Consider the following 15,946-nt stretch of genomic DNA (forward strand, 5'->3'; position numbering starts at 1 on the left):
CTCACATATCCTTATATTGGTCGTAGAGCCCCTGAACCGCCGCCTTGATGTCGCCCCGCCGATAACCGAGCAGCGCATTCTCCTCCGCGTCGGGTTCGTAATAGAGCGTGTTGCCGCGTCCGAAGAAGATCGCGACATCCGGCAGCAGCGCCATCTCCTCGTCCTTCACCTCTGGCTTCGGACGGCCAGCCGCTTCGAAGAACAGGCCGAAATAGTCCTGGAAGCTGAGATTCTCGTCGCCGACGAGGTAGGATGTGCCAGGCACGCCGCGCTCGATCGCGCCGAACACCGCCTCGGAGAGCGAGCGGCACGAGATGAAGTTGACCCCGCCCGGCGGCACCGTCTCGGGCAGGCCGAGCTTGCCCTGGCCGAACTGCACATAGGCGACGAACATCGGGATGATCAGCCCATCCACGGCACCGAGCACGAAGGGCGCGTTGACGCTCATCGAGCGGAAATTGCCATCGGCGAGCGCGCAGACGCCCTCGTCGGATTCCTTGCGCGAGCGGATATAGGCATTGCCCTCGACGAGCTGCGGCGCGGCCTGCGGATAGAAGCTGCCGATGTTGACGGCGTTCTTCACACCCGCGACTTTCAGCGATTCGAAGAAGCGCGGGATGGCGATGCTGTTCGCCTGACGCCAATAGTCGTCGCCGCCATCCTGCGGAATGTGGCGCACGTCGTTGCCTGCCGCGAAGACAACCGCATCGAACTTGGCGAGATCCGCCTTGTCGAAGCTGTTCTCGATATAATTGCCCTTGAGGAAGGGCAGATTGCCGAGCGGCGTGCCGGCCTGCGGCGCGTTGCGCCCGGCGATGGTCACGTCATGGCCCATCGCCTTGTAGCGCAGCGCGGCATCGCCGCCGATCATCCCGCCGCCGCCGACCACCAAAATCTTCATCGGTATACTTCCTCTTGTCATGCTGAACTTGTTTCAGCATCCACTTCTCAATCTGCATAGTCCGTGCGTTCTGCACGATGGACCCTGAAACAAGTTCAGGGTGACGACTGCGCTAGAAATTCATCCCGTTGCCGGTGATCACCGGAACGTTGGTCCAGGTACCGTTGACGTCGCGGTACCAGCCGCCCGCGGCCAGCGCGCCGCCGTCTATGTGGAGCGACGTGCCCGTGATCCAGCCGGCGAGCGAGCTCGCCAGGAACAGGATGCCGCCGGCCATGTCCTCGGGCTCGCCGAAACGGCCCATCGGGATCCAGCTCTTGATATGCTCGCGATGTTCGGGCGCGATCATCTTCCAGATCGCGACCTGCGGCGTGTCGGTGGTCTCCGGCGCGATCAGGTTGACGCGGATGCCCTCCGGCGCGAGCTCGACCGCGAGGCTCTTGGTGAAGCCGGTGACGCCCGCCTTGAACGCCGCATAGACCGCGCCGTTGGGGATGGCGCGGAAGCCCTCGATCGAGGAGACGCTGACGATGCTGCTGCCGGCGCCCTTCTTGCGCAGAAGCGGGATCATCGCGCGCGTCACCGAGAAGATATGGCGCAGATTGACCGCGTAGAGACGCTCGATCTCGTCGTCGGTCATGTCCCAGAAGCGCTTGGCGATCATCAGGAAGTCGCCGACATTGTTGACCAGCACGTCGAGCCCGCCGAAGCGCGCGTCGATATCCTCCGCCAGCCTGGCGACCGTCGCGGAATCGGTGACGTCGCCGACCACGACCATCGCCTCCACGCCCGCGCCCTCCAGCGCCTGACGGACATCGTCGGCGCGATCCTGACGCTTCTCGATGACGGCAAGCTTCGCGCCGGCCTTGCCGAACGCCTCCGCCGTGGCGCGCCCGATGCCGACGCCGCCACCGGTGACGAGTACGATCTTACCGCTGAAATCGATCAAGCCCGCTCTCCCGCTCATTGGCCCGAATTTTGACGAGTCGAGTATCGCTATATCGCGAGTACGGCAACTATGTTTCACGCATTGTCACATCTGTCAGCAGAATCGCTTTGCTTTTGCGTTGCGCGAAGGGCAGAACCGCGCTGCAATCAATCGCCCAGCAACGGTGGCGAGACACAGGGAGAGCGGCATTCCGATGAGCGTGACGGCATCGAACACGGCGGAGGCCGGGGCGGACCAGGCGAGCATGCAGGCGATGGTGCTGGATCATTTCGGCGGGCCCGAAGTGCTGCATCTGGCGACGATCGAGCGGCCGCGCGCGGCGCCCGGCGGCGTGATCGTCCAGGTCGCCTATGCGGGGGTCAATCCGGCCGACTGGAAGACCCGCGAGGGCTGGCTGTCGCAGTTCTTCGAATATCAGTTTCCGTTCGTCGTCGGCTTCGATGCCGCGGGCCTCGTCTCCGAGGTCGGCGAAGGCGTCACGGACCTCAAGGTCGGCGACCGGGTCGTCACCGCCTCCAACATGGGCCGGGGCGAGCGCGGCTCCTATGCGCAATATGTCGCCTCGGACCGCGAGCGCGTCGTGAAGCTGCCGGACCATGTGTCGCTCAAGGACGCGGCTGCGATGCCGACCGCGGCGATCACTGCCTGGCAGGCGGTGTTCGACGTCGGCGGCACCAAGGAGGGCTCCATCGTGCTGGTCAATGGCGGAGCCGGCGGCACGGGAACCTATGCGCTGCAGCTCGCCAAGATGGCGGGCGCCAAGGTCGCGGTGACCTGCGGGCCGGCCAATATCGACTATATGCGCGCGATGGGCGCCGATCTGGTGATCAATTATCGCGAGGGCGGCGTGCGCGAGGCGGTGCAGGCCTGGGCGCCCGAGGGCGTCGACCTGGTCGTCGACACGGTCGGCCAGGGCTCGCTGCTCGATTCGATCGAGATGGTGAAGCGCGGCGGCATCGTCGCGCCGATCGGCACGCTGATCGCGAACGAGCCGATGCCGGACGCGGCCCGCGCCGAGGAGCTCGGCGTCAAGGTGATCCACACCATGTCGACATTCGAGAACCAGGAACGACAACTCAATGCGCTGGTGAAGGTGCTCGGCGAAGGTAAGATCCGCGCGCCGCAGATTGAGGTGATGCCGCTCACCGAGGCGGGCGAAGCGCAGCGCCGCGTCGCCGACGGCCATGTCCGCGGCAAGATCCTGCTCGAGGTGGACGGGAGCCTGGGAGAATGAGTGACGCGCCGATTTGGATCCTCGACGAGGTGACGACCAAGCCGGGCCAAGGCCCGGCATTCCTCGCCGCCTATATGGAGCGTTACGTGCCCAAGGCGCAGGCACGCGGCATGACCCTGGCGCACCGCATGGTGGAGCCGGCGATGTGGCTCGACGATGCCCCCAACCGGCTCCTGTTCGTCTGGACATTGCCCAATCCCGGCGCGGTCTGGGGCAGCAAGCATGTCGCGCGGCCCGACGCCGACGTGAGCCGGTGGTGGAACGAGGAAGCACCCGCCTTCATCGAATCGCGGCGGCGCTCGACCCTGGCCGATGCCGACATGCTCGCGGAGTATGACAATGTATAATCTGCTCTCCGTGCTCACCTTCGCGCCGGGGCTGGACGCCGCCGGCCGCGACGCCTTTGCCGCGACGGTCGGCAAGGCCGCGGCCGCCCTGCCCGGCGTGCGCAACGTGATGTTCGAGCCCACCCTGCCCGGCGTCTATAATGGCGGCGACTATCTGCTGCGGCTCGTCTTCGACGACAAGGCGGCTGCCGACGCGGCCATGGCGAGCGAGACCTGGGCGCCGGCCAAGGCGTTGATCGACGACAAGGCGACCATCTCCTATGTGCAGCGCGTCGCCTATCCGGGCGGACGCTCGGGCGGATCCTCGGACGGCTCGGGCCTGTTCCGTGTCGCCCTGTTCTGCGCCAATGTGAACCCCACGCCCGAGCGGCTGGAAGCCTTCGCCGACCAGACGTCGGGCATGCCGAACCATGTCCGCTCGATCCTGCGCTGGCAGCTTTCGACCGCGGACGAGGCCGAGGGCGACCGTCCCTGGACCACGGTCTGGGAGCAGGAATATCGCGATCTCGACGGGCTCAACGGCCCTTATATGATGCACCCGGTGCATTGGGCGCATGTCGAGCGCTGGTTCGACACCGAATATACCGAGCATCTCGTCGATTCGATCCTGGTACACACCTTCTGCGCCATCCAGCGGCCGGTGATCGTCTGAACGCCGCCGTCGCGCCAGCGAACCATCCGCTCGCCTGGCGCATGGCCGGGATCGCCGCGCTGGCGCAGAATGTCGGCGTCGGCCTGATGTTCGGATCCTTCGGCGTGCTGCTGAAGCCGCTGGAGGAGACGCTGCACGTCGGGCGCGACGTGAGCGTGCTCGGCATGCCGCTCGTAATGATCGGCATGTCGTTGCTCGGCCCCGTCGTCGGCGCGTTGAGCGGCCGCTTCACCATCCGCAGCCTGATGATCCTCGGCGCGCTGCTGACCGCGGCGGGCTATCTGGCCCTCTCCTTCGCGACGACGATCGCGTTCAACCTCGCGGCCTATGCGCTGCTGATCGGGCCCGGCTTCGTGTTCCTGAGCGTGGTGTTGCCTTCGGCGCTCACCGCGCGCTGGTTCGTGTCCGGCCGCGGGCGTGCGCTCGGCATCGTCAACATGCCGATCTTCGTGATGCTGACGCCGCTGGCGGTGACGGCGCTGCTCGGCATTGGCGGGCTCACCCTCGCCTATCGCGCGATGGCGGTCGTCGCGCTGGCGCTGGTGCCGATCCTCTGGTTCATCGTCGAGCATCTGCCGGCTGCGTCCGATGTCGACGCCGGCGATACCACTGCCTCGCCCGACCAGGGCCTCAGCACCGCGGCGCTCGCCACCAACGCGACCTATTGGAAGATGACGATCGCGGCCGCCGCGATCGCGACCGGCGGCACGATCCTCTCCACGCATATCGTGGCAATGACGATCGGCTGGGGTGTCGCGCCCGCGCAGGCCGCGCTGCTCGTCACGATCATGGCCGGCGCGGGCATGGCGGGGTCGCTCGCCTTCGGCTGGCTGGCGGACAAGGTGGGCGGCGCCCGCGCGCTGATGATCAACTGCGTGGGCCAGATCCTGCTCTGGGGCCTGCTGCTGCTGCAGCCCGGCTATGCCATACTGGCCGTGCTCATCGCGCTGATCGGGGTGGGTGGCGCGGGGCTGGTCGCGGCATTCGGGACGGCGCTCGCCGAGCATTTCGGGCCGGCGAGCTTCGGCCGGGCCTATGGCTTCAGCAACCTCGTCAACCTGCCCTTCATCGCTGGCGGCGCACCGCTGGCCGGGCTGATCTTCGTCCGGACCGGCAGCTATGCCGCGGCGATGATCGGACAGATGGGTTTCTTCCTGCTCGGCGCAGTGCTGGCCGCGAGCGTGCGGCGGCGGGCTTAAACGCGCCCCCCCTGTCGGTGGGCACGGTCTCGACAACCCGCTTGGGCTGAGCTTGTCGAAGCCCCTTCCTGTCTTCTTCATCCGACAAAAAAGGGAGCACTTCGACAAGCTCAGTGCAAACGGGTCGAGAAAATCCCGTGAGCTAAGCTTGGATGACGACGGAAGGTCAGCGCACCCGCACGGTGGGCGGCTTCGCGCCGCGGCGCATCGTCTCGATGAACCTCTCCAGCGGCGCCGGCTCGGTCACCGGCGCGTCCGACGGCTTGGTCCGCGCCCAGAATTCCTTCCAGGACGGGAAATAATCGTGATAGCCGCCCTCATAGGGCTCGCGGCCCGGCCAGCGCATCTTGCGCGATCCGATCGGCGGCTTGTTGAGATCCGTCGCGTACCAGTAGAGCGGCAGGCGACGGCGGAAATACCAGCGGCCGGCGATCCGCTCATATTTGTCGACATACATCATCTGCATGATCACCCATTCCGGGCCGGTCTCATGCTCGTTCTTGGAATAGACAACGCCCTGGGCATGATCGGGATCGTCGAACTCGATGATGTGGCCGCCGATATGGTGCGAGGTGCCGTCGAACTGCTGGCGCATCGTGTCGTCGAACCAGGCGCGCAAAGCGGCGCGCCCGGTCTCGCCGTTGCCGACCTTCACATCCCCGGGGAACAGGCCGACCCAGGCGTCCGCATCGCGCATGTCCAGCGCCAAGCTGTATTTCGCGGCGAGCTGGCGGATGGCGTCGATTGATTCGAGGCGATCGATGCGGGCTTCGAGATCGGCGGACATTCTATCTCCCTATGTCGTTCAGAAATTCGACCATCAGCCGGGTCACGTCGGCGGATCGCTCGAGCTGGATCATATGACCGGCCTTGGGCAGCATCTCCACGCGGCGGACATCCTCATAATGCTCCCGGATCGCCTCGATCGGGCCGTCGCCGTGCCACACCTCGAGGTCGACGTCATTCTCGCTGCCGATGAAATAGAAGGGCACCGTGCATTTGAGGCCGCGATAGGGCGCGCGCTGGTGCCAGCGCAGATCCATCGCGCGATACCAGTTGAGCCCGCCGGTGAAGCCGGTGCGGCTATATTCCGAGACGAGCCATTCCAGCTCCCACTCTTCCAGCCAGGGCCAGGGGAGCGGCGGCGGCTCGGGCATGGCGTCGATATAGGTGGTGCCGGGCGGATGCTTCCAGATGTCGATATAATGGAAGTCGCCGGAGAGGGTGTAGAACACCTTGTGCAGGAAGCGGCGCGGCTGGGCGGCAAGGTCCGCATCGGCCGGCCCTACCGGGCGGAAATAGTCGATATGGACGAAATGGCGCGTCGCCCAGTCGGCCGCTTCGGCGAGCGGCGTGATGTCGGGTCGATCGGGGAAGTGCGGGTTTTCGAGGCCGATCACCGCGCGCACCCGATCGGGATGGCGATGGGCGAGGTCGTAGATCGCGAAGACCCCGAAATCGAGGCCGGCGAACACTGCCTTCTCCTCGCCGAGATGATCGAGCAGGCCGATCAGGTCGCCGACGGTGTGGTCGACATCATAAGCCGAGGCATCGGCGGGCGCCTCGGTTTGGCCCATGCCGCGCATGTCCGGCGCGACGACGCGCCAGCCGGCGGCGGCGAGCGCCGGGATCTGGCGGTGCCAGCTCAGCCAGAGGTGCGGGAAGCCGTGGCAGAGGATGATGAGCGGCCCCTCGCCCTGCTCCACATAATGCATGGCGATGCCGTTCATCGTCGCGTGCCGGTGCATCCACTCCGCCATGGCCCCTCCCTCCCCGCCGGTTTCGATGCCGGGCTCTGGATTGTGTCAACTTGACCGATCGGGCCCACATTAGTTTCATTTGCGTTGACAGCAATGCCAATCCCTTCGCACTAGGGCGCAATCGTCTTTCGCGGAAACGCTTTTGCGTTTTGGCAAAAGGCGTGGATCGGGCCCCGCTTGCGGCGAGCAGGGCCGGGATTCACGCTTCGGGCACGATTACGCCCGAAACGAACTTGGTCTAGCGTAGCGCAGATGCTGCATGGATCGCAGCGCGTGGGAGATGAACGGAATGGCTTTCGACAAATCCGTCGATCTGCTGGTAGTGGGATCGGGCAGCGGCGGTTTGGTTGCCGCATTGCGTGCTGCGCAGCATGGCGGGGACGTCCTGCTGGTCGAGAAAGGCGCGCTCTGGGGCGGCACGTCCGGCACGTCGGGCGGCGGCGTCTGGATTCCGGGCAGCCATCAGGCAGCCGCGGCCGGCCACCCGGACGATCTTGACGACGCATTCCAGTATATCCGTGCGCTGACCGCGCAGAATGTGCCGGATTCTCTGGTCCGCGCCTATGTCGACAATGCCCATCGCATGCTGAAATGGGCCGAGGACAAGGCCGGCGTGGTGTTCGCCGCCCTGCCCTATCCGGATTATTACCCGGAGGTTCCAGGCAGCCGCGAGGGCTATCGCACCCATCTCCTGCCCGGCGTGCTCGATGCCCGCGAGATGAACCGCGAGGCATTCGACACGATGCAGCGCGTCTCACCGGCCGCCAGCTTGTTCGGCCGGATCAACTGGCTGTTTGCGGAAACCTATATCGCGCTCTATCGCCCAAAGGGCTGGTGGAAGACCGTCGGCTCCATGATGGCGCGCTACTGGCTCGACATTCCGCAGCGGCTGCGCAGCAAGAGCGACCGGCGGCTGACCCTGGCGCCGGCGCTGATGGGCCTGCTGCGCAACGCCTTCGACAAGGCCGGCGCCAAGATGTGGCTGAAGAGCCCGTTCGTCTCGCTGATCGAGGAGAATGGTCGCATCGTCGGCGCCGTCGTCCGCCACGAAGGCAAGGAGGTGCGGATCGAGGCGCGCAAGGGCGTCGTGCTCGCGTCCGGCGGTTTCGAGCGCAATGCAGAGCTGCGCCGCAAATATCTGATGGACGCGTATAATCCGAACATCAGCGGCGGCCAGGTGAACAATACCGGCGACGCGCTGCTCGAAGCGATGCGTCACGGGGCCGCGACGCGGAACCTCGACTCCGCCTGGTATGCACCGATGTTCTTCGTGCCCGGCGAGGATCGGGGACGGCTGTCGACGATGGAACGGGCGATGCCTTATTCGATCATCGTCAACCAGGAGGGCCGCCGCTTCGCCAACGAGGCGTTGGCCTATCATCGCTTCGCCGAGACGATGATCCAGGTGAACAAGAAGGACGGCAAGGTCGATCCGAGCTGGTTCGTGTTCGACGCCACCTATCGCTTCAAATATCCGGTCGGCGCGGTGCTGCCGCTGATCCCGGATTTCGCGCTGTCCACAGGCGCCAAGAAGGTGCTGCTCAAATCCTCGACCATCGCCGGGCTGGCCAAGAAGATGAAGGTGAAGCCGGAGGTGCTGGAGGACACGGTCTCGCGCTTCAACGCGATGGCGAAGGCGGGCAAGGATACCGAGTTCGGCCGCGGCGACCAGGCCTATGACCGGCTCTACGGCGATCCGAGCGTGGCGCCGAACCCGACGCTCGGCCCGGTGGAGAAGGCGCCCTTCTACGCGGTGCCGCTGCATCTCGGCGACATCGGCACCAATGGCGGCCTCATCACCGACGAACGCGCGCATGTGCTGCGCGAGGATGGCAGCATCATTCCGGGCCTCTATGCGATCGGCAACGTCGCGGCCTCGGTGATGGGCTATTCCTATCCCGGCGCCGGCTCGACCCTCGGCCCGGCGATGACCTTCGGCTATCTCGCCGCGGCGGACGCGATGGGGATCAACGAGTAGGAACACCCCGTCATCCGATAAAAGTCGCGATGACGGGAGTTCTACGCTCCCGCCAGCCATCGCCCCAGCGCCATGGCGAGGTGGTCGCGCAGCGCCAGCGCAGCGCTCTCGATGCCGGCTACGTCGCGGTGGAGCAGCCAGAGATCGGTCGCCGCGCCGCGCGGCGCCTCCTCCTCGAGCCGCATCAGTGCCGGTTCCGCGTCACCCAGGAAGGTCCAGAGCCACGCCGCGCCGATGCCCGCGCGCACCGCGTCCAGCATCGCCGGAAGGCTGTCCACCTCGCAGGCCAGCATCGTGCCTTCGACGACGTTCAGCCGCGCCCAGGGCTGCGGGTTGGCGAGTTGCACGGCGTGGCCCCAACCGATCCGCCGTTCCGGATCGGCGCCGCGGGCGACATAGAGGTCCTGGCTGATCCGGCCGATGCGGATGCCGGCGAGGTCGAGCGGCTTGGCCGAGGCGAAGGCGATGCCGATGTCCGCCTGGCGCTGGTGCAATGCCTCGATCGCATCGCGCGCGCCCGTCACCTCGACCGGCACGCCCGGCTGGAGCTCGCGGAACGCAGCGATGTCGCCGAGCAGCAGGCTGGCTATGCCGGTTGTTCCAGCGAGACGGATCGGGCCGGCGGCCGGGTTCGCTATGTCGAGCTCGACGAGCATGCGCTCCATCGCCCGTTCCATCGCATCTGCGGCGCGCAGGATCGCCCGGCCGCGGGCGGTAGGCCGATAGCCGTCGACCGTGCGTTCCCAGATGCTGGTGCCCGCCTCCCGCTCCAGCCGGGTGAAGCGGCGGCCGATCGTCGTGCGGTCCAGCCCCAGCCTTCGCGCCGCGCTGGAATAGTCGCCCGCGCGGATCGTGGCCTGAAAAATGCGAATGTCGTCCCACTCGATCGCCATGCGTGCACTATTGCACAGGGACTGTGCGCTGACCAGATCGGCGGAAAACTGCTAAGCAACCGGCAACGTATAACCCGGAGAGACGACATATGGCGCAGACCGCCGACTATCGCCTTGGCGACCACACCTTCGCCCGCGGATGGCACATGATCGCCGACGCATCCAAGCTCGGCAAGGAGCCGATGACCCTGCGCTTCTTCGCGCGCGACATGGTGCTCTATCGCGGGGAATCGGGCACGCCCCACCTCGTCGACGCCTATTGTCCGCATATGGGCGCACATCTCGGCAAGAACGAGACCTCCTACATCGTGCGCGACAATGAACGCATCCAGGGCGAGTCGATCCGCTGCCCCTTCCATGGCTGGCGCTTCGGCCCCGACGGGCGCTGCAACCATATTCCGTACAGCGACCAGAAGCCGCCCAAGGCGGCCGCAATCCAGACCTGGCCGGTCGTCGAGCGCGCCGGCATCATCTGGATGTGGCATGACGAGGAAGGCAATGAGCCGGACTATGAGCTGCCGGCGTTCGAGGCCTGGGACGACAAGAATTGGGTGCGCTGGATCATCGACGATCTCGGCGAGCTTCCCCAGCATCCGATCGAGGTGGTCGACAATATGACCGACTTCGCGCACTTCATGCCGATCCACGGCTCGCGCGACGTTTCCTATTTCTACAACGAGTTCGATCGCCACGTGCAGTGGCAGATCTTCGGCGCGGGCCATCGCACGCTCGTCCAGGAAGGCGAAGGCCTGTTGGAGCTAGACACCTGGTATACCGGCCCGGCGATCCTGCAGTCGCACATGCGCGGCAGCTTCCCCACCCACATGCTGATCGCGCACACGCCGGTCGAGGACGGCAAGATCCACGTCTGGCACGCGCTGATGGTCAATTTCGGCCGCGAGACGACCGAGGAGGATGTGCCGGTGGCGCGTGCCTATCAGCAGGCCAGCCTCGACGCCTTCTCGCAGGATTTCGAGATCTGGACGTTCAAGAAGCCCTGCTTCTCGCCGATGATGGTGCGCGGCGACGGGCCGACCGACAAGTGCCGCCTGTGGTACAAGCAGTTCTACAACTCGCTGTCCCGTGCCGGCGACTTCCAGAAACGCGTCAATGGCCGCCATGTGACGATGGACAATCGCGGCGGAGAGAAGAAGGTCGCGTAAGTTCAGGCTTGAATTGGAAAAGCCGCGTCCCGAGCGATCGGGGCGCGGCTTTTTCTATGCCTATTTCTCTCGATACGAGCGGCGGAATTGGTTGAGAGATGGGCTCCTGCCCTCGCAGGAGCGATGCGCTCTGCAGGCTGATCCGGCAACCTCCTCACCCGTTTGCACTGAGCTTGTCGAAGTGCTCCCTTCTCTTCTTTGCCTCTCAGAAAAAAGAAGAAAGGGAGGGCTTCGACGAGCTCAGCCCAAGCGGGATGAGATAGCGCGCTAGAGCAAATCTTACTACGCTGCGACCTCTTCCTCGTCCTTGAGCAGGAAGCGCTGGACCTTGCCGGCGGCGTTCATCGGCAGCGTCTCGACGACGCGGATCGAGCGCGGTGCCTTGTAATTGGCCATGTGGCCGCGGCACCAGGCGATGAACTCGGCCTCGTCGATCGTCTCGCCGGGCTTGGGGACGATCCAGGCGCGGCAGACCTCGCCCATGCGCAGATCCGGCACGCCGGTGACGGCGACGCGCGCGACCGCCGGATGATCGAGGATCAGCGCCTCGATCTCGGCCGGGTAGCAATTGAAGCCGCCGCTGATGAACATGTCCTTGGCGCGGTCGGTGATACGCAGATAGCCGTCCTCGTCGCGGATCGCGATGTCGCCGGTGCGCAGCCAGCCCTCGGCGTCGATCGCCTCGGCGGTCGCCTTGGGATCGTCGAGATAGCCCTTCATCACGTTGAAACCCTTGACGAGCAATTCGCCGGGCTGGCCGTCGGGCACGTCCCTGCCCTCCGGATCGACCAAGCGCAGCGACACGCCGGGGATCGGCAGGCCGCAGCTCGCCGAGACCAGCTCAGGCGGATCGCCGGCCTTGGTGGCGGTCACCACGCCGCAGGTCTCGGTAAGGCCATAGGCGGTGAGCACGTCGCGAATGCCGAGCTCGTCATGCATGCGCCGGATCAGGCTCGGCGGCACGCTCGCCGCGCCGGTGACGGCGAGGCGCAGCGAGGAGAGGTCGCGCGTCTTGTGCGCGGGATCGTCGAGCAGCGACTGATAGATGGTCGGCGGCCCAGGCAGCACGGCGATGCGCTTGGCCTCGATCATCTCCAATATCTTGCCGGTATCGAACATCGCCACCGGCAGCACCGTCGCGCCGCGCAGCAACGCCGCCAGCCAGCCGGCCTTGTAGCCGAAGCTGTGGAAATAGGGATTGACGATGAGGTAGCGGTCGCCCTCGTGCAGGCCGACCGAATTGGCCCAAGCCTCGAAGGTGCGGATATTCTGCTGATGGGCGCTCATCACGCCCTTGGGCCGACCGGTGGTGCCGGAGGTATAGAGAATGTCGATCACATCCTCCGGGCTCACCGCGGCGATGCGGTCGGCAAGCTCCGCATCGCCGACAGTCTCGCCCTGGGCGAGGAAGGCTGCGAGGCCTTCATCGCCGCGGTTGAGCAGCACGGTGCGCCGCAGCGCCGGCAGATCCTCGTTCGCCAGCAGCGCCGGCAGGTCCATCCCGAGAAAGCCCTTTACGCTGAACAGCAGCTTCGCGCCCGAACGGCCGAGGATGTCAGCCGCCTCGCGACCCTTGAAGCGGGTGTTCAAGGGCACGACGGCGATGCCGATCTGCTCGGCACCGATCGCCGCCAGCTCCCATTCGGCGCTGTTGGGTGCCCAGATGCCGATGCGATCGCCATTGACGAGCCCTTCGGCGATCAGCGCGCGGGAGAAGCAGCTCGCCTGTTCCCGGAGCCCGGCGAAGGTGAGGACGATATCGCCGTCCTCGATCGCGACCTTGTCTCCCCAGCGTGCGGCCGCGGATTCGACCAGGGCACCCAATGTCAACTTGTCAGGCAGCACGCTCTCATCCCTCATGATACGCGTTTATATAGGTTGGTCGCACTTATATGGCGATTTGCGTATCACGAAAGAGGCATGGCGGTCATTGCCGCTGAAAAGTGACGCGCAGCGCCCCCGCCGCGACGGCGATCGCCTGATCCGCGATCGGGGCGATGCCGAAGAAGCTCGCAAAACCGTGGGTACCGCCCGAGAAGCTGTGCAGATCGGTGGGAACGCCGGCCTTCATCAGCGCAACGGCATAGGCGAAGCCCTCGTCATGCAGCGGATCGTTGGCGGCGAGCACGACCGTGGCCGGCGGCAGGCCCTCGAGCGAGGTCGCGCGGCTCGGCGCGGCGAGCGCGTCGGGCTCGGCATCGCCGACATATTGGTGCCAGAACCAGCGCATCATATCGACGGTCAGGATGCCCTCGTCCGGCGCAGCGAGATAGGAGGGCGTGTCGAAACGCCTGTCGAGCGCGGGGTAGAACAGCACCTGCCGCGACGGCGCAGTGGGCTTGCCCTTGAGCGCCAGCGCGACCGCGGCGGCGAGGTTGCCACCCGCGCTGTCGCCGGCCACCGCATAGCCTTCGGCACGGACGCCGAACTCGGCCGCGCGCGCCGGCAACTCCGCGATCGCGGCAAGGCAATCGTCGAGCGGCGCGGGATAGGGATGCTCGGGCGCGAGCCGATAGCCGAGCGAGAGCACCGCGCAGCCCGCCTCGCGCGCCAGCACGCGGGCGAGGCCATCATGCGTGTCGAGCGTGCCGACCACCCAGCCGCCGCCATGGATCAGCACGACCACCGGCAGAGTCTCGCCCGGCTTGGGATGATAGAGGCGCGCGGGGATCGTTCCCTCCCCGCCCGCGACCTCGACATCGCGCACCTCGGCGATCGGAATCGGCTCGACCGGAAAGGGATTGTCGAGCACCGCGCGCAGCGACACGGGGGTGATCGGATCCGGCAGCGCGAAGCCGCTTGCCGCCATGGCATCCATCATCTGCTGCAAAACCGGGTCGATCATCGCTATGCCTCTCCTGAAAATCGAATCGAGGGATGAATCCGAGAATGGATGACGGCGCGTCGTCGGCCAAGGAACGCTATGCCGACATCGCGGACCTGCTGGCCGCGCTGTTCTCCAGCCTCACGGACGAAGAACCCTGGGCGGCGTTCCTCGATCAGCTGGCGCGATCGGCGGACGCGTCGTTCGTCACCTTCATCCTCACGCCGCGCGGCGCGGACCGGCCCGGCCTGTTCCTGACGCCCAAGGGCGATCCCGCCGTGGGCACGCTCTACACGAGCAGCCTGTTCGCGACAGATCCCTTCACCGGCCTGCCCGACGGAAAGGTCGTGCGGTTCCGCGACTTCGTGCCCGCCGAATCGCAGCGGCGCCATGCCGCCTATTTCCAGTTCCTCGCCGAGACGACGGGAGACGAAGTGCTCGGCCTCGAGATTCGCGAGCCGGGCGGCCTCGAGCTGCGTCTGCGGCTCACGCGCGGCCGGCAGCAGGCGGCGTTCACCGAACAGGACGAGGCCCGCTTCGAGGCGATCGTGCCGCATCTGCGGATCGCGCTCCGCCTGTTCGACCGGCTGGCGACCGGCGAGACCGAGCAGCAAATCTATGCCGGCGCGATCGAGCAGATGGCCGTCGGCATGATCCTGCTCGACAAGCGCGGCAAGGTGATCCGGCTCAATCCCACTGCGTCGACCATCCTCGCCGAAGGGGACGGCATCGCGTTGCGCGGAACGGGGATCGCGATCGACGATGCGGAGCTCGCCCGCGCCTTCCAAGCCCGGCTCTCGGCCGGCGACGAGGATGTGCCGCTCACCATCCGCATCCCTCGGCCGTCGGGCGGGGGGGACCTGCTGCTCGTCATCGGCAGCGCGCACGCGCCGGATTACGTGCTCGCCGGCGGCGGGCCGGCGACGGTGCTCTATCTCAGCGACCCGGTGCACGCGCCGCGGGTTTCGCCGGAATCGATCCGCGAGCTGCTCGGGCTGACGCAGAGCGAGTCCGCGATCGCCGCCGATATCGCCAGCGGCCTCTCGCTCACCGATTGCGCGGCCCATCTCGGCATCTCGCCCAACACGGTGCGCGCGCATCTGCGCTCGATCTTCGCCAAGACGGGGGTCAAGCGTCAGTCGCAGCTGGTGCACTTGGTGCATCACAGCCTGCCCGGACTGACGCGACCCGCCGCCTGATCTCACTGCGGCAGCGGCGCGAACGTCGCTAGCGCTGCGGAATCGACGAGCTGGGCGAGGCCGTTGACCCCCGAGGCCCCCTGGCTCAGCAGGAACAGCGCCACCTCGGCGATCTGCTGCGGGGTCAGGCCGCCGCGATAGGGCGCGTTGGCGAGGCTCTCGGGCGGTTCGATCGTGTCGATCGCCGCGAAGCTGTTCATCGGCGTCATCACCATGCCGGGGCAGACCGCATTGATACGCAGATCGCGCGCCGCGAAAGCAGCGGCCGACGAACGGACGAGGCCGATCAGGCCATGTTTGGAGGTGGCGTAGGCGGCTGCCTCGGCGAAGCCGAGATAGGCCGCCGCGGATGCGGTGGCCACGCAGGCGCCGCCGGGCTTCAGCCGCTGCAGGCACTGCTGGATGCCCAGGAAGGCGCCGCGCAGATTGACCGCGAGGACCTTGTCGAACAGCTCGACCGTCACCTGCTCCAGCGGGATATAGGGCTGCAGGATGCCGGCATTGAGGAAGGCCACGTCGACCTGACCGAACGCGGCCTCGGCCTCGTCGAACATGCGGACATTGTCCTCGGGGCTGGAAATGTCGGCCGCCACCGCGATCGCGCTGCCGCCCGCCTTCTCGATCAGTTCGACCGTATGGGCCGCCGTATCGCCCTTGAGATCGACGACTGCGACCTTCGCACCCTCGATCGCCAGCCGCTGACACGCTGCCGCGCCGATACCCGAACCGCCGCCGGTGACGAGCGCCACCCTGCCCTTGAACATCCTGTCTCTCCGCTCGATTTTAACGCCGTCATCCCAGCGCAAGCCGGGATCACTCTCTAGAGCCAGCCGGTCGCCGGAGGAGA

The 15,946-nt window shown here is 66.3% G+C and carries 15 protein-coding genes; 7 read left to right on the forward strand and 8 right to left on the reverse strand.

The genetic code is table 11. The annotated features are described in order from the left end of the window. Window position 1: 1 nt before the first annotated feature. Window positions 2–901 (reverse strand): NAD-dependent epimerase/dehydratase family protein, encoded by a 900-nt coding sequence (locus GQY20_RS23740; protein WP_157219639.1) that lies wholly within the window; start codon window positions 899–901, stop codon window positions 2–4. 112 nt (window positions 902–1,013) lie between these two features. Beyond that, a complete protein-coding gene (locus tag GQY20_RS23745) occupies window positions 1,014–1,850 on the reverse strand; it encodes an SDR family NAD(P)-dependent oxidoreductase (RefSeq protein ID WP_157219640.1) in 837 nt (278 codons plus the stop codon). A gap of 193 nt (window positions 1,851–2,043) precedes the next feature. Here GQY20_RS23745 and GQY20_RS23750 point away from each other — a divergent pair, with 193 nt between their 5' ends. Genes GQY20_RS23750 through GQY20_RS23765 form a run of 4 tightly spaced genes read left to right on the forward strand, consistent with a single transcriptional unit; the run spans window position 2,044 to window position 5,282 of the window. Beyond that, complete coding sequence (locus GQY20_RS23750) at window positions 2,044–3,084, forward strand: NADP-dependent oxidoreductase (RefSeq protein ID WP_232476222.1); 1,041 nt, start codon at window positions 2,044–2,046, stop codon at window positions 3,082–3,084. After that, window positions 3,081–3,431 (forward strand): hypothetical protein, encoded by a 351-nt coding sequence (locus tag GQY20_RS23755; protein WP_157219641.1) that lies wholly within the window; start codon window positions 3,081–3,083, stop codon window positions 3,429–3,431. Before GQY20_RS23750 ends, GQY20_RS23755 begins: the two co-directional genes overlap by 4 nt. Continuing rightward, window positions 3,424–4,083, forward strand: a complete 660-nt coding sequence (locus GQY20_RS23760) for a Dabb family protein (RefSeq protein ID WP_157219642.1) — start codon at window positions 3,424–3,426, stop codon at window positions 4,081–4,083. Before GQY20_RS23755 ends, GQY20_RS23760 begins: the two co-directional genes overlap by 8 nt. 41 nt (window positions 4,084–4,124) lie before the next feature. Then, a complete protein-coding gene (locus GQY20_RS23765; RefSeq protein ID WP_157219643.1) occupies window positions 4,125–5,282 on the forward strand; it encodes an MFS transporter in 1,158 nt (385 codons plus the stop codon). 166 nt (window positions 5,283–5,448) lie between these two features. Here GQY20_RS23765 and GQY20_RS23770 read toward each other — a convergent pair whose 3' ends face one another. Continuing rightward, on the reverse strand, window positions 5,449–6,069 hold the full coding sequence (locus GQY20_RS23770; protein ID WP_157219644.1) for a nuclear transport factor 2 family protein: 621 nt from the start codon (window positions 6,067–6,069) through the stop codon (window positions 5,449–5,451). A 1-nt stretch (window position 6,070) separates the two neighbouring features. After that, window positions 6,071–7,042 carry an alpha/beta fold hydrolase gene (locus GQY20_RS23775; protein WP_157219645.1) on the reverse strand — a complete coding sequence of 324 codons (972 nt, stop codon included), beginning with the start codon at window positions 7,040–7,042 and terminating at the stop codon, window positions 6,071–6,073. A gap of 289 nt (window positions 7,043–7,331) precedes the next feature. On the opposite strand from GQY20_RS23775, the gene GQY20_RS23780 reads away from it, so the two are divergent. After that, entirely contained in the window at window positions 7,332–9,020 is a 1,689-nt protein-coding gene (locus GQY20_RS23780; protein WP_157219646.1) for an FAD-dependent oxidoreductase, read from the forward strand. 41 nt (window positions 9,021–9,061) lie between these two features. On the opposite strand, the gene GQY20_RS23785 is transcribed toward GQY20_RS23780, so the two are convergent. Next, window positions 9,062–9,913 carry a LysR family transcriptional regulator gene (locus GQY20_RS23785; RefSeq protein ID WP_157219647.1) on the reverse strand — a complete coding sequence of 284 codons (852 nt, stop codon included), beginning with the start codon at window positions 9,911–9,913 and terminating at the stop codon, window positions 9,062–9,064. Between the two features lie 89 nt (window positions 9,914–10,002). Between GQY20_RS23785 and GQY20_RS23790 the strand changes: the two genes are divergently transcribed. Beyond that, window positions 10,003–11,076: a Rieske 2Fe-2S domain-containing protein gene (locus GQY20_RS23790; protein WP_157219648.1), complete on the forward strand. Its 1,074-nt coding sequence runs from the start codon at window positions 10,003–10,005 to the stop codon at window positions 11,074–11,076. A gap of 282 nt (window positions 11,077–11,358) precedes the next feature. Here the strand turns inward: GQY20_RS23790 and GQY20_RS23795 are convergent, their stop codons facing one another. Both GQY20_RS23795 and GQY20_RS23800 read right to left on the reverse strand, forming a co-directional pair. After that, window positions 11,359–12,921, reverse strand: coding sequence for a FadD3 family acyl-CoA ligase (locus GQY20_RS23795; protein ID WP_332836111.1), 1,563 nt, complete (start codon window positions 12,919–12,921; stop codon window positions 11,359–11,361). An 82-nt stretch (window positions 12,922–13,003) separates the two neighbouring features. Next, window positions 13,004–13,921 (reverse strand): alpha/beta hydrolase, encoded by a 918-nt coding sequence (locus tag GQY20_RS23800; RefSeq protein ID WP_157219650.1) that lies wholly within the window; start codon window positions 13,919–13,921, stop codon window positions 13,004–13,006. A 44-nt stretch (window positions 13,922–13,965) separates the two neighbouring features. Here GQY20_RS23800 and GQY20_RS23805 point away from each other — a divergent pair, with 44 nt between their 5' ends. Further along, window positions 13,966–15,099, forward strand: coding sequence for a helix-turn-helix transcriptional regulator (locus tag GQY20_RS23805; protein ID WP_157219651.1), 1,134 nt, complete (start codon window positions 13,966–13,968; stop codon window positions 15,097–15,099). A gap of 2 nt (window positions 15,100–15,101) precedes the next feature. Here the strand turns inward: GQY20_RS23805 and GQY20_RS23810 are convergent, their stop codons facing one another. After that, on the reverse strand, window positions 15,102–15,863 hold the full coding sequence (locus tag GQY20_RS23810; RefSeq protein ID WP_157219652.1) for an SDR family NAD(P)-dependent oxidoreductase: 762 nt from the start codon (window positions 15,861–15,863) through the stop codon (window positions 15,102–15,104). Between the last annotated feature and the right edge of the window lie 83 nt (window positions 15,864–15,946).

The sequence above is a fragment of the Flavisphingomonas formosensis genome (genome assembly GCF_009755815.1).
Classification (GTDB): Bacteria; Pseudomonadota; Alphaproteobacteria; order Sphingomonadales; family Sphingomonadaceae; genus Flavisphingomonas; species Flavisphingomonas formosensis.